Consider the following 13,049-nt stretch of genomic DNA (forward strand, 5'->3'; position numbering starts at 1 on the left):
ATCAACATGAGGTTGGGCAACGCTCAGTGCGCGGGCTCCCGCTGGGACTACCGGGCGTCGCGCCGCCGACGCGCGCCCTCGAACTCGGCGACATCCGACATCCAGGGGCCGTGCTGTTCGAGTGCGGCGTAGCCGCCGCGGACGAAGGCGCTCACCAGGTTCCGGTACCCGCCGATCCCGTCGACCAGGCTGTACTCGACCCGGTACTCCGGATCAGACTTGCCTTCCCCCTCGCGCAGCGTCGTGATCCGGGCGATGGAGTCCGCGTAGAAGTGGAGCTGGATCCCTTCGCCCCTCTCCTCGTCCTCGATGGTGAACACTTCGTTGTCCGCGGCAGAGCGATCGCCGACGAACTCCCAGAACTCCGCGGTGGCAGTGCGGGGACTGTCCCGTAGCCACTTCTTCGCGACGCCCTTGTCGTCGGTGAACGACAGGACCGTCTTCCTCGCACTCCCGCCGAAGTCGGCGCGGTGGCCGGCAGCCTCCTCGTCATCCTCCATGGGTGTGCGCCTGGAGCGGTCCGCGGCCTCCGAGCACATCAGGAAGCTCACGGTACGCACCGCCTCATCGACGCGCTCAGGGTGTGAACGGCGCACGGCCGCTTCGACCGTCGTCTCCATCCGATCCCAGTCGCGCCTGTCCGTGGCGCGGTTTCCCCGCCGCGGATCGCGGCCGATCCGCATCCCGGCGCTCGCCTGCTCCGCAGTGGCGATCACCCGCATGACCTCGGGCAGCAGCTCGGGGTCGACGGCGTCGGGCATCCGCCTCGGAACCGTCGCGCCGTGCAGGTACTGGCCCGTGTACCTCAGAATCGCGGCGTCGAGTGGACCGAGTACTGCTCCGCGCTCGGCGCGACGGCGGCCCGCATGGTATTCCTGAGCAAGTTTCCCGTTTGAGGTCTCTGTCGCCGCACGCATCGCCGCGCATACCTGACCGCGCTCAAGGAGACCGATGCCGGCCCCGTGGGAGACAAGCCGACTCCTGTCCCATCGGATGCGCTGGAAGAGTGCGTCGGCATCTGCGGGCGCGGCAAGGAGGATCGGGTCCAGGAGCGCGACGGCAGCATTTTCGTCGAGCCGGCCCCGGGTTCCGGCGTCGTCGCACAGAGGAAGGACAGCACTCCACAGCAGCAGGTGTCTGGCCAGGTCCTCCCGGATCACCGCAAGATGGGCTTCGCTGATCGAGAACGTGAACGTGCGAGGATCGTGGTTGGCGTCAGCCCCGGCACCGAGCATCAGCTTCAGCTCGCCGTCCTCGCGGATCACGTTCGGGATCCAGCCGCTGTTGCGAGTAAAAACTATCTCTCTCATGGACTCAGTCTTCCCCGGAACCGCACCGGCCGGCATCACGGCAATGTTGCAGCCCCACACCGCACCATCTGCTCACAACCACCGTGCACATTCGACGTCGAGACGCGTGTCAGTGCGCACCCAGACTTCGCCCCCGGCGGCATTGGCCGGGGCGTCGGCTCGTTCGAAACCGAGGAACTCGATCAACTTGAGCAGTTCGGCTCGTTCGGCTCGGTCATCGTCGACACCATGCGAGTCGAAGAAGACGTAGTACTGGTCGCTCGGGTCCACGCAGCCCGAAGCCGCCCAGATCCGGGCGACTTCTTCGATCGCCTCTGCTTCCGTCGTGAACGTGGCGGCACGGGCGGCACCGCGAGTCTCCGGTGACGCGTCGAGGTCGGCGAGGCCGGAGAACCACTGGCCGAAGCGGTCGAGGCCGGAATATCCGTTCTCGAAGAACAGCATCGCGCTCGGAAGGTAGCGATTGCCACGGTCGACCCGAAGGTGTTCCGACCGAAGTTGGTCCGCATCTTTGATACGGGAGATCACACCTTGGCCGGGCATGAGTACCAAACTCTGCGCCGACAGTTCATCCTTGATGGTGTAGATGTCGGATTCTCGATCACGGAAGAACGCGGAGAACGCTACGTAGGCTTCCTGAGGGTCGCCGACGGAGACCTGTTGGTCGTTGCCATCACCCACAGCGAAGACGAACTGTTTCGGTCCGGGGCTGTAGGGGCGAGCCATGTGCGTCCTTCGTTCACGTGTGATAGCTCCACCAGCGTAGTCGAATCAGAGGGGACGGGGCCTGCCGCCGACGACCAGCCAGGAGAACTGGCAGATCGACCAGCCCCCGCACCCCGTCAGCCGTTGCGCCCCGTTAGGCCCGCCCCGCAGGCGGCGATGGCAGCCTCCACCCGGTTGCGTACGCCGAATTTGCCGAGGGAGGCCCTGACGCGAACCCTCACCGTGCCCTCGGCCGGGTGCAGCCGCGCCCCGATCTCCTTCGAGGTAGAACTGGTTCACAAGCTGCACGAGAGGGGAGGCGGCCTTAAAATCCGGACTAAAGCCACTGAAAGGGGCTGTTGCCGGCGGCTCAGGCTGTCAGGACGGCTCGTTGTGAACTTGCGGTTGGCGAAGCGTAGCGAGACTGAGGAGGGCGCTCACCCTCTTCCGCCAACTCGGCCCTCTGCTAACGGCAGGACCTTCGCCCTGTACGTCGCCGCCTACTACGGCAGCTGTAGATCGTGATCTTGTCCTCGGTCGGTCTTCCGCGGGCCTCTATCCTGCCGACCCGCCTGCTGGATCCTCTGCGCCGTCGACGACCGAACGAACGCACCTCATCCAATCCTCCCAGGCAGCGGCGTCTGTCGTCCCGCCGTCCGCCTCGATGTTGATGTCGCCCAGGAGCGTGAGAAGGTCGTCCCCGGCGCGGTTCGCGAACTGCCACACGAACCGCGACATGGCGACGAAGGCCTCGCGCTCGTTCAACTCGTAGCGACTCATCAGGGCTTTCCATCCTCGGGCGGAGCCCGGTAGTCCATGGCCGAGGGCCGTGATCTTTCATGTCTGGGCAACAGCGCGGCCACCGAAGCGTTGAAACGCTACTCCTTCCTCGCGGAGCAGGACCCGAAGGCCCTCGTGGCTGATGTCGTCGACCACCCCCTCAGCGACCCGGAAGTCGGCCAGCTTGGCCAGGCTCCAGGTCGAGAACGGCAGGCCGTGCTCGGCCGGCTTGGACTTGGCGATCTTCTTGATCTCCCGGCGTTCGGGCAGTGTGAAAGTCCTGGGCCTGCCGCCTTTGTACTTGGGATAGAGCGAGTCGAAGCCGTCGGTCGCCCGAAGCGGGCGCGCATCGTCCTGTCAGGCGTGCTGGTCCTCGCCGGTGTCGTCGTGACCGGGTGCGGCGGCGAGCTCCGCGACGCCGGGCAGGGACCCGGAGCAGGGCCTCGCCCCCAGACGGCGCGCTCCGGCAGGGTCACCGTCGTCTACGAGGCCCAGACGGTCAAACCGCAGGACCGGCAGGCCGTGGCGCTGATCCGGAGGTCCCGTGTGCTGGAGCGGATGGCCGACTGGGTGAACAGAACTCTGACATCTCAGGCCGTTCTGAACGGGCTCGGCGTCGCCGAACACGGACCTGGCAGTTGACACCCGTTGCCGGCCCTCGCGTTCGTCATCACGCCCGGCCAGGCAGGTGACGCACCCGCGTTCCGCGAGTGATGGCTCGCTTACGGGTTCCTCTGCCGGTCGGCGGGCCGCGGGTGACCCCGGACGTAATCCTGGCCGACAAGGCGTACTCCCCCCGCGCGATCCGTTCTCACCGGCGTCGGCGAGGAATCCGGGCGGTGAACCCGCAGCCGGCCGACCAGGCCGCGAACCGTAAGCGGCTCGGCCGCCGTGGCGGCAGGCCACCCGCCTTCGACCGCGCGGTCTACAAGCGGCGGAACACCGTCGAGCGCTGTATCAAAAAGCTCAAGCCGTGGCGCGGCCTGGCCACCCGTTACGACAAGACCGCCACCATCTACCTCGCCGGACTCCACCTCGCCGCCATCTTCATCTGCGTGATGCGAAGGAAACGGCCCAGGCGGCCTGGTCCCGGCACTGAGCTGACGCCGCCCGAAACCCCCGTCCTCGGGCGGCGTCAGCTCAGTGCCGGGATCGCGAGAGGCCCCGGCCGTCGGCGGGGGCTCCGGTTTCCCGTCCCCTCACCGACCCTCCAGCGCCCACTCTGCCAAGCCTCGGAGCACCGCGCATTGGCCTGGCGTGCACAGTGTCTTGACGGAGAGTCGCCCCGCCGCCCGCGCCCCGGGGCCCCGGCTCTTGTTGCGCGGGCCGCACGGCCGGTGTAAACCCGTGATCATGCTGCCCGAGAGAACGTTCCGCAGCGCGGAACTAGCGCCCGCCGACCGTTTCGAGAGCTGGCGGGCCCTGATGTCTCAGACGCATGCGCCCATGGAGATGAGCAGTGAGCACGCCGCCGACTTCTGGGTGAACCAGCGCGTCATCTCGCTCGGCGGGATCACGGTCTATCCGATGGAATGCCATCCTCTGACCTTCCAGCGCACACCGAAGCTGATAGCGAGGTCGGACCCCGAGGCGTTCCACCTCTCGCTGATCAAACGCGGGGCGGGAGCGGTAACGCTGGGCAAGGACACCGTGGTGCACGGTGTGTTCGACATCCACACCAGTGACACGTCACGGCCGTTCGAGATCAGTTCCGGCCCGCATTCCGTCGAGATCATCGGGGTCGAGGTACCCAAGGCGCTGCTGCCGCTGCCCCCGCACACCGCCGGCCGGGTCATCGGCAGGCGCATCTCGGCCCGGGAGGGAATGGGGGCCCTGGTGGCCACCTTCCTCAACCAGGTCACCAAGGACAGCCGGTCCTACCGGCCGGCCGAGGGCCCGCGCCTGAGCGGCGTACTGGCCGATCTCGTCGCCTCGCTCTTCGCCGGCGTCCTCGAAGCGGACCGGTCCTTGACCCCGGAGACGCACCGGCGCGCGCTGGCGCTCCGCGTGATGGCCTTCATCCGGGACAACGCCGACGATCCGCTGCTGGACGTCCCCGCGATCGCCGCCGCCCACCACATCTCCGTCAGCTATCTCCACCGGGTGTTCCAGCAGGAGGGGGACGGGGTGACGGTCGCGGCCTTCCTTCAGGGCCAGCGGCTCGCGCGGGCACGCCAGGACCTGGCGGACCCGCTGCACCAGGAGGTGCCCGTGCACGTCATCGGCGCCCGGCGGGGCTTCCGGCACGCGTCCGCGTTCAGCCGGGCGTTCCGCGAGGCCTACGGCCTGCCGCCCGCGGCCTTCCGCGGCCAGGCCCGGGCGGAAGACCTGGCCGGGGCGGACGCCTTCTAGAGCGTGTCCAGCCTCGGTTGCGCGTGTCTCAGGCCACGAGGGCCGGTGCTGCAGGTGCTGCAGGTGCTGCAGGTGCTGACCAGTATTCGTGCACCCACGCTTCCAGGGACGTCAGACCGGGGTGCTGTGCACGCAGCGTCGCCAGGTCGGCCTTGAAACCGACCGTGTTGAACCAGTCGAACATGGCGGCCAGCTCCTCGCTGTGGGCGCGTACCTGCTCGATCGGCTGGGAGATGAAGCGCACCGGACGGGCGGCGGCGCGAGCGAAGGCTTCGGCCAGCTGTGGGCCGGTCAGCTCGTCTGCGGCGATCTCGACGGTGCGCCCCAGGTAGTCGCCCGGGGTGTCGAATGCGTCGGCGGCGATGCCTCCGATGTCGCCCGGGGTGATCATCTGCAGCTTCGTGTCCGGGGCCAGCGCCATCGTCAGCGTGAGCTCGCCGTCCACCCACTGGGGGCCCAGGTGCTCGAAGTTGGTGATGAAGAAGGTTGGCCGCAGGATCGTCGCGGGCAGACCGAGCCCCGTGATGTGCCGCTCGATTTCGCCTTTGCTGGCGAAGTGCCGCACCTGGCCGGGGCGGTCGGCGCCATCGACCGAGCTGTAGACGAAGTGCGCGACACCCGCGCGGGCGGCCGCCTCCGCGACAGCCTCACCCTGCCGGATCTCGCCGACGAAGCCGTCCGGTCCAGCAAAGGTCTGCACGCTGAACACACCGTACGCGCCGCGCAGGGCCTCATTCAGCGAAGCCACGTCGTCCAGGTCGCCGCGGACCAGGACGGCGCCGGCCTCCTTCAGCGCCAGCGCCTCGGGCTTGTTCGTGTCACGGACCAGTACGTGCACCGTCCAGCCGCGAGACAGCAGTGCGCGTGCGGTGGCACCGCCCTGCCGTCCGGTCGCACCAGTCACCACAATGACGCGGTTGTCAGACATCAAAGGCTCCTTGATAAGCAGGTCCTGGGCCACCCCGCGGGGCGCCCTCGCTGCACAGAACTCTGCTCCCTCAACCAAAGTTGAGGTCCAGCCCTTGTGATCCACATCATGGCCACCCCCCGCGCGTGAGGCAGCCGCCTTGCCCCCATGGGGCCGGGCCCGCTGTCCGGCCCCATGGGCCAACCGTCACACTCAGGGGGCCAACTCGGTCGCCGTGGAGCCACGTAGGTGCTCAGCTCGACGAGTATCGGCCTCGGCGGCTCAGGCCTTCTTCTGGCGCCGAGGGGTCAGCGGCACTCGTGCGTCCCCCGTCACTGCTGCCTCTTGCCTCGGGAGGGGTGCAGCACTGCCGCGGTGATATCCCGCACGCGGTCCGGGGTGATCCCCGTGCGCTGTTCAACGGCGAGAGGATGGTAGTGCTCCGCCTGGATCACGCACTGGTCTGACGAGAGCAGGCAGTCGTCGGCGTCGGCGAAGGTCGGATCCCAGACGAATGGGGCCTCGGCCGTGTAGTTCATGGGCAGCTCAGGATGGTGGGCGCCGCAGCACGAGCAGGTGAATCCGAGATCACTGGTCATGGCGGGAGCCTAGTGATCGACTTCGGTGCAGCCGGTCGGCACCCACCTGCTGGTCTGCCTTGCTGCGCAGGGCCCAGAGCTCAGGCGGGGCACCCCACACGCTCACAGGCCGACTCGAACGCTGTGGGGCCGGCTGAGGCGCTCACCTTGATGCCGAGCCGATCGAGTCGGCGGCACGGCGCCGGGTCTCCGTGAGATGGATGTTGAGGTAGCGGACGAAGATCAGCGGGTCCTGGGGATCGTCGGCCTGGAAGGTGACGCGGCGCAGGAGGCCGACTGCGTCGAGTGCGATGCCCTCGCGGGCGAGGATGAAGACGAGGGCGAGGAAGGCGGAGCGGGCGTTGCCGTCGTCGAAGGGGTGGAAGAAGCAGACGTCGAGAGAGGCGCGGGCGGCGCGGGCGGTCAGGCCGAGAGGTCGGCCGGTGTCGGGTGCGCTCTCGGCCAGGCACGTGTCGAGGCGGGCACGCGTGTCCGGTCCGATGCCGTAGTGCTCCCTGCTCCCCTTGGCGAAGGCGGGCGAGTTGCGGAACCGCGGCGGCTGCGTGGTGCCCAGGACGTGCTGCTGCCAGGTGCTGAGCAGTGCGAAGTCGAGCCGTGCTCCGCGCGCCGCGTCGGCTCGGAGCAGTTCCAGGGCGCTGAGCAGGCCTTTGGCTCGGGCAGGGTCGATGGCGCCGTCGAAGGCCCGGATGTCCTCCGCCACGCCGTCGCGAAGGGGCACCACCGGTCCGTCCACGCCGCTGTCCGGGATCTCGTGCCACGGCACCGATTCGCGTACGGCGAGCCAGCGCCGCAAGTGGTCTTGAGCCGGCGCGTCTGAGCGGGTACGGCCGTCGGCCGGCTGCAGAGAGAGCGCAAGCTGCTCCGCTACGTCGTCGACCACCACCGTGTCAGGACCGGTCCAGCTGTGGAACCGTCCACCGATCGCCTCGTCGACCAGGCCCCGGGCCACCTCGGGCGCGACTCCCCAGCGATCGAGGAACCAGGTGAGCACTTGGCGGCAGTGGCCGTGCCAGCCGCTGCCGCACCCGGTGCGGTCGACGACCTGCAGGATCAGATTCCTCGCCGCGCGCTCCCACAAGATCCGCTGATCCTCGATGTCGGTCAGGTCCAGGGGGTACGCCTCGAACCAGCCGGCGAGGCACTCCAGCCACTCGCGCCACTCACGCAGGGCCGCCTCGACACGGGCCAGTGTCTCTTCCGACGTCGTGATCGAGTCCCGCGGACAGCACCAGTTCCCTACCGGTCCGCCGTCGAAATCCCCCTCGTCGTGCGACCAGCGCCACCCGATGGTCCAACGCCCGTACTGCTGGACGAGGGCGTACGACATGGCATCGGCCCAGGACTGGGCCTCGTCACGACTCCAGGTGCTCATCGCGGGGTCCCCGGAAGGGACATCCGGGCGGACAGGCACACATCCGGCCGGGCCGAGTGAGCGCACCGTCTGCGCCACGGACGCGCCGTCGAAGGCTTGACGGGTGGGGTCCACGTCGTCCCAGGTCAGGAAGCGAGGGGCCATCTCAACGATCACCGCGCAAGCCTGCCAGGCCCACCCGGCGCCCCAAAGTGGTTTTCCCGCTCAGGGAGCGCGACGGGGCCCTTGTCGCCACCACTGACGCAAGGCCTCCCCCGCCATCTCAAGCGTTCATCCGCCAATTGGGGCGTGTATCGAAAGTGAATCTTGGCGATCCGCTCGCCTTGCGTCCGAGGCAATTGTCTCGACGTGCCCATGCTGGCAGGGTTGGTGATCTCTCCGCGTCGGAGGACGCGGACCAGGACGGAGAGGTCAGCCATGTCCATAGCCGCACCTACGAACACACGCACTGTGGTTGAGGAGTTGCTGCGCAGAATTGGCGAGGGCAACCCCGAGCGCATCGCCGAGCTGTATGCCGAGCAGGGTGACTGGAAGCTCGACTGGCCGGAGGCCGAGCACGGCCGTACTGCCACGCCCTGGATCCGTCACCGGTCCACCCGGGCTGACGCGGCCGCCCACTATCGCGAGCTTGCCGAGTACCACGTGCCGGAGCATGTGGCGACCGAGGTCGAGCGCATCCTTGTCGACGGAAGCGACGCGGTCGTGCTGGGCGAGATTCGTCAGACCGCCCGGCCCACCGGACGTGCCTACAAGGCGCGGTTCGCTCTGCATCTCACCGTCACAGACGGCCTTGTCACCCGGCACCACGTCTACGAGGACAGCCTGGCCGTCGCCCAGGCATTCGAAGCGAAGGATCAGTGAAAGACCACCGGCCATTCGCGAAGACGCTGCGCACAGACACTCGTTGATGGTCGCGACGAGGACGATCGCCTCGTAGCGGACCGCCGGCTTGTCGAAGCGCGTGGCGACAGCACGGTGCCTCTTGAGGCGGTTGGTCCCGCACTCGACCGCGTCACGCTCACGGTGGTCGGCCAGGCCCGATGCGGGGCACGCGGACCCTCTCCAGCACGGCTTCGAACTGCGGGGAGTCCCCGCGCTGCCCTGCCGTGACCACGATCGAAATGGGCTTCTGGCCCCGCTCGACGGCCAGGTGCAGTTACTTCCCGACGAAAACCCGAAGAGCTCAGTAGATGCAGGAGGTCGGCAACAGGGCACTCACCGCGGACCGGACGGGTCGCCGTGGTCCTGGGCCGTGAGCCTGAGGACGAGCCGCTGGACGAGTTCTTGGACGGGTTCCCGATCGGTCAAGAGCAGTTCGTGGACCAGATCCTCTCCAGGTGTCCATGGAGCATCGCGGCGGCGCATGCGGACCGTCACACGTGGGGGATCCGTGCGCTCGGGTGTGATGGAGAGCACCGCGTGGTCTCCGGACTCCGGGCCCGTGTGGTCGGCGAGTTCCTGGGCCAGCAGCCGGGCGGCGGTGTCCACGGGTCCCTCCCAGCTGACATCCGAGCCTGCCCTGGCCAGTTCGGCGTCGTACTGGGCCGCGTCGAAGTGCAGGTCGGCGGGAAGGGGATCCCGGTTGTCATCCGTGTTCTCCCAGGACGCCCAGAGCACGCGGTCGCCCTGGCGTCGGATGGTGACGAAGATGCCCCCGCAGCAGCTGGTGACGCAGTCGTTGTTGGACAGCTCGACCCGGCGCGGTTCGTCCAAGGCCGCGAAGGGCCATCCCCCGACGGGGCCGAGCAAATGCCGGCTTGAGCAGCTTGACGTGCCGTCCGGGTGGATTTCCGCCAGCAGGTCCCGGCCGTCGGCCAGCGGACGCACCTCAGCCCACTGCTCCATCGCGGGAGGGCGCTGCGGCACGGCGAACCGCAGTCCGAAACTGCTGAGAGGTACGGGATGGTCCATGAAGTCGATGATCGCCCTTCGCGAATGCGGAATCCAGCTGCGCGATGAGGTCCAGGCCACGGGAGTGAGGATCTCATCGAAGCGAGGGCCCGGTGCACCAGGAACCTCGGTCTGCCGCGGCCTCCAGCTGGCCGCCGGCTGGCCCACCGAACGCCACCGCCGCCGGCATGTTCCGGAGCGCCGGCCCCTCCACCTCATGTGGCTGTTCGGTCTGAGCGACGGCGTCGCCATGCGCTACGTCACCGCCGCACACCCTGAGCACACCGCCGGGCTGTCCCGGTGAGCCGCCGTGTCGGAGGTCAGCGCGCGGCGGGGCCCGATGTCGGCGCGATGTTGTGGTTGTGGGCACGGAAGACGTTCCGCGGGTCGTACTGCTGCTTGATGCGCTGCAGGCGGGCCAGGACGTCCGGGGCGAACACGTCGGAAGCGACGGCTTCCCGGGACGTGAAGTTCTGGTACAGGCGCCCGGTGGACCAGGGCGTGAGGTCCTTGAGCAGCGTGTTCATGTCCTCGGTTCCGGCGTCGACCACCTCCGGCGGACCCACCGTCGCTCCCCACACCAGGAAGGCGGCGTCCCGAGCGCCTGCGGCGCTGGGCAGGCGTGCTTCCCGGCTCAGGGCACCGGCCAGGTGCCGGATCTCCAGCACGGTGACCGCACTGCCGGAGGCCGGTCCGACCCGTTCCAGCACGGCCGCGACCGCCTCGGGGGTCAGCTCCGTCAGCAGCACGCTGCGGTCCTCGTACGGCGCCGGCTCCGTCGGGTCCTGGTGCACCTCGGCGAACGTGTCGTAGCCGCGCCGGCCGACCGTGTCCGCCAGCGGGGCGCCGACCGCGCGCAGTGGTGCGATGAGCTCCTCCGCCTCGGCGTCCGAGCCGAGGTAGGCCACCCGGACGTGAACGGTGAACCGGCCGCGCAGCAGCTCCGGGACCTCTGGGATCGGCGGGAAGTTCAGCAGGGCGACCGACACCGTCAGCTCGTCCGGAGCGTTCTCCACGACCTGCCGATAGGCGTGCAGCACGGACTCGGCGTGCTCCGCCGGGTGGAAGATCCCGCCGCCGTAGAAGGTGGTGACCGGGAACAGGTCGAGCTCCAGGGACGTCACGATGCCCAGGTTGCTGCCGCCTCCGCGCAGTCCCCAGAACAGGGCGGGGTCCGACTGCGCGGTGACGTGCCGCAGTTCACCGTCGGCCGTGACGACGTCGATGGCGCGGACGTGGTCGGCGGCCCAGCCGTAGGCGCGGCCCAGGACAGGGCTGAGGCCGCCGCCGAGCGTGTATCCGACGACACCCACACCGGCGCTGGAGCCGTTCAGCGGGGCCAGTCCGTAGCGCTGGGCCGGGCCGACCACGTCGCTCCACAGCGCCCCGGCCCCGACGCGGGCGCTCGCCGTTGCCGCGTCGATCCGCACGGTCCGCATGGTGCGGGTGGTGACCAGGACGGCTCCGTGGCTCGTCTGCGGCGGGAAGGCGTGGTGCCCGGTCGAAAGGACGCCCACCGCGAGCCCGTGGGCGGCGGCGAACCGGACCGCGATCTGCACGTCTTCGGGCGTCTCGGCGGCGACCACGAACGCGGGGCGGATCTGCGAGCGCAGGTTGAACGCGGAGACTTCCCGGGCGTAGTGGGGGTCGCCGGGGGTGCAGACCCTCCCCGAGACGTTCGCTTTGAGCTGCTCCAGCTCTTCGATGGCCTGCTGGATCAGGGTGTGCGTGGATTCCTGGCTCATGTGCTGTGCCGTCCTTCGTTGGCGAGGTGACCGGTGGAGGTGGACGGGCCGCGATGACGGTGTCGTCGCGCTGCGGCCTGCCCTGGGACCATCGAAGAGCCGGTTGCTGTCCCGGCGCTTTCCCGGCACTGTCCGCACGCTGACGGACTCCCGTGGTGGCTCGCTTCCCTGGGTAGCCCCGCGGTCCGCTCCTTCCGGGCCGGTGTGCCCCGGGTGGCAGGGCGTCAGAACCTTTCCGGGGTGCGGTCCGTAGCAGGGGTGTCACCGCCCCGGACGAGCCGGGGCGGCCAACCGGACCACCGTCAACAGGAGTTCTGATGTTCCGTACCGCTCGTGCCACTTCGCTCGCTGCCCTCTCGGCCGCCGCAATCCTCCTGCTCTCCGCCTGCGAGGGGACCGACGGCAGCAGCGGGGCCGCCGCCAGCGCAAGCGAGGACGCCGGGGCGGCGGCCTCCCCGAGCGCCGCCGCAGCCGGCGCTGCGGGCCTGTCCCTCCTGAGCGGCACCGCCCGCCAGAACGGCGCCGACCCGAACAGCGGCGACCTCGCGCCGGCCGCGGCCCCCGCCGTGGCCGCGGCCGCGAAGAAGCCGGTGGCCCGCGCGTGGGTGCAGCTGTCCTCCGGCAAGGCCGGTGCGCTCGACCCCGTGGTGCTCAACGGGGCCGGGTTCACGCTGTACCGCTTCGACAAGGACACGGCGAACCCGTCGAAGTCCAACTGCTCCGGTGCCTGCGCCGACACCTGGCCGCCGTACCTGGTCGCCAAGGGAGGAAAGGTGTTCATCGACGGGATCCAGAAGTCGGCCATCGGTTTCATCCCGCGCGACGGCGCCTTGCAGGTGACGATCGGCGGCTGGCCCGTCTACCTGTTCAGCAAGGACACCAAGCCCGGCGACACCAACGGGCAGGGCGTGGGCGGCACGTGGTTCGGGGTGACGCCGGACGGAAAGAAGGCCGGCCGGCCTGACGGAGCCGGCACGCCCCCTGTCACCTCCACGACTGCGCCGGCGGCGCCCGCGAGGAACGCCACGTTCTTCGACTCGGCGAACTTCGCCGACCCGGCCGAGGGGGTCACCGGCCCGGACTGCAAGCCGGTCCGCTTCTCCGGCTCGCTCCAAATAGCCGGCGCGGCCAAGATCTGGGACGGCCCGAACTGCACTGGCAAGTCCCTCCTCGTCCAGGGTGATGTGCGCGACCTGGCCGCCGTCGGGTTCCCGGCCGTGAAGTCCATCCGCTTCCTCGGCTGACGCAACTCCCGGGGCGGACGGGCGGCGACTCGCCCGTCCGCCCCGGACCGGCAGACCGTTTTGAGCCCGCAGGGCCGGTGTTCCACGCACCGGCCCCACCCACCACCACGCAAGAGCCGGTGCGGGCGTGGCTGGCTCACCCCTC

At 69.2% G+C, this 13,049-nt stretch carries 13 protein-coding genes and 2 pseudogenes; 5 read left to right on the forward strand and 10 right to left on the reverse strand.

What is annotated here, in order from left to right:
• Positions 1-47: 47 nt before the first annotated feature.
• The 5 genes and pseudogenes from EES41_RS00680 to EES41_RS00700 form a co-directional block, all read right to left on the reverse strand.
• Complete coding sequence (locus EES41_RS00680; RefSeq protein ID WP_123074695.1) at positions 48-1,310, reverse strand: DUF6357 family protein; 1,263 nt, start codon at positions 1,308-1,310, stop codon at positions 48-50.
• Between the two features lie 72 nt (positions 1,311-1,382).
• Positions 1,383-2,036 (reverse strand): hypothetical protein, encoded by a 654-nt coding sequence (locus tag EES41_RS00685; RefSeq protein WP_123074697.1) that lies wholly within the window; start codon positions 2,034-2,036, stop codon positions 1,383-1,385.
• A 116-nt stretch (positions 2,037-2,152) separates the two neighbouring features.
• Entirely contained in the window at positions 2,153-2,290 is a 138-nt protein-coding gene (locus tag EES41_RS00690) for a response regulator transcription factor (protein WP_123074699.1), read from the reverse strand.
• A gap of 280 nt (positions 2,291-2,570) precedes the next feature.
• Entirely contained in the window at positions 2,571-2,795 is a 225-nt protein-coding gene (locus EES41_RS00695) for a hypothetical protein (protein ID WP_123074701.1), read from the reverse strand.
• An 87-nt stretch (positions 2,796-2,882) separates the two neighbouring features.
• Positions 2,883-3,122, reverse strand: a pseudogene (locus EES41_RS00700) (helix-turn-helix domain-containing protein); the annotation flags it as partial.
• 324 nt (positions 3,123-3,446) lie between these two features.
• On the opposite strand from EES41_RS00700, the pseudogene EES41_RS42580 reads away from it, so the two are divergent.
• Positions 3,447-3,838: pseudogene (locus EES41_RS42580) on the forward strand (transposase); the annotation flags it as partial.
• A 310-nt stretch (positions 3,839-4,148) separates the two neighbouring features.
• On the forward strand, positions 4,149-5,147 hold the full coding sequence (locus EES41_RS00715) for an AraC family transcriptional regulator (RefSeq protein ID WP_164495673.1): 999 nt from the start codon (positions 4,149-4,151) through the stop codon (positions 5,145-5,147).
• 28 nt (positions 5,148-5,175) lie between these two features.
• Here the strand turns inward: EES41_RS00715 and EES41_RS00720 are convergent, their stop codons facing one another.
• From EES41_RS00720 to EES41_RS00730, 3 genes are all read right to left on the reverse strand, one after another.
• A complete protein-coding gene (locus tag EES41_RS00720) occupies positions 5,176-6,075 on the reverse strand; it encodes an NmrA/HSCARG family protein (protein WP_123074707.1) in 900 nt (299 codons plus the stop codon).
• A 311-nt stretch (positions 6,076-6,386) separates the two neighbouring features.
• Positions 6,387-6,653 carry a DUF2199 domain-containing protein gene (locus tag EES41_RS00725; protein WP_123074709.1) on the reverse strand — a complete coding sequence of 89 codons (267 nt, stop codon included), beginning with the start codon at positions 6,651-6,653 and terminating at the stop codon, positions 6,387-6,389.
• A 142-nt stretch (positions 6,654-6,795) separates the two neighbouring features.
• The gene (locus tag EES41_RS00730) at positions 6,796-8,025 is read right to left on the reverse strand and encodes a cell filamentation protein Fic (protein WP_367995756.1); all 1,230 of its coding nucleotides are present in this window, start codon (positions 8,023-8,025) and stop codon (positions 6,796-6,798) included.
• A gap of 417 nt (positions 8,026-8,442) precedes the next feature.
• Between EES41_RS00730 and EES41_RS00735 the strand changes: the two genes are divergently transcribed.
• The gene (locus EES41_RS00735) at positions 8,443-8,886 is read left to right on the forward strand and encodes a nuclear transport factor 2 family protein (protein WP_123074713.1); all 444 of its coding nucleotides are present in this window, start codon (positions 8,443-8,445) and stop codon (positions 8,884-8,886) included.
• Between the two features lie 354 nt (positions 8,887-9,240).
• Here the strand turns inward: EES41_RS00735 and EES41_RS00745 are convergent, their stop codons facing one another.
• Entirely contained in the window at positions 9,241-9,936 is a 696-nt protein-coding gene (locus EES41_RS00745; RefSeq protein ID WP_123074715.1) for a hypothetical protein, read from the reverse strand.
• On the opposite strand from EES41_RS00745, the gene EES41_RS00750 reads away from it, so the two are divergent.
• Entirely contained in the window at positions 9,935-10,219 is a 285-nt protein-coding gene (locus EES41_RS00750) for a hypothetical protein (protein ID WP_123074717.1), read from the forward strand. The genes EES41_RS00745 and EES41_RS00750 overlap by 2 nt on opposite strands.
• Positions 10,220-10,235: 16 nt before the next feature.
• On the opposite strand, the gene EES41_RS00755 is transcribed toward EES41_RS00750, so the two are convergent.
• The gene (locus EES41_RS00755) at positions 10,236-11,660 is read right to left on the reverse strand and encodes an FAD-binding oxidoreductase (RefSeq protein ID WP_123074719.1); all 1,425 of its coding nucleotides are present in this window, start codon (positions 11,658-11,660) and stop codon (positions 10,236-10,238) included.
• Between the two features lie 317 nt (positions 11,661-11,977).
• Between EES41_RS00755 and EES41_RS00760 the strand changes: the two genes are divergently transcribed.
• Positions 11,978-12,904 carry a hypothetical protein gene (locus EES41_RS00760; protein ID WP_123074721.1) on the forward strand — a complete coding sequence of 309 codons (927 nt, stop codon included), beginning with the start codon at positions 11,978-11,980 and terminating at the stop codon, positions 12,902-12,904.
• The last annotated feature ends 145 nt before the right edge of the window (positions 12,905-13,049 follow it).

Origin of the sequence: Streptomyces sp. ADI95-16, from assembly GCF_003721495.1 — a bacterium.
Lineage (GTDB): Bacteria > Actinomycetota > Actinomycetes > Streptomycetales > Streptomycetaceae > Streptomyces > Streptomyces goshikiensis.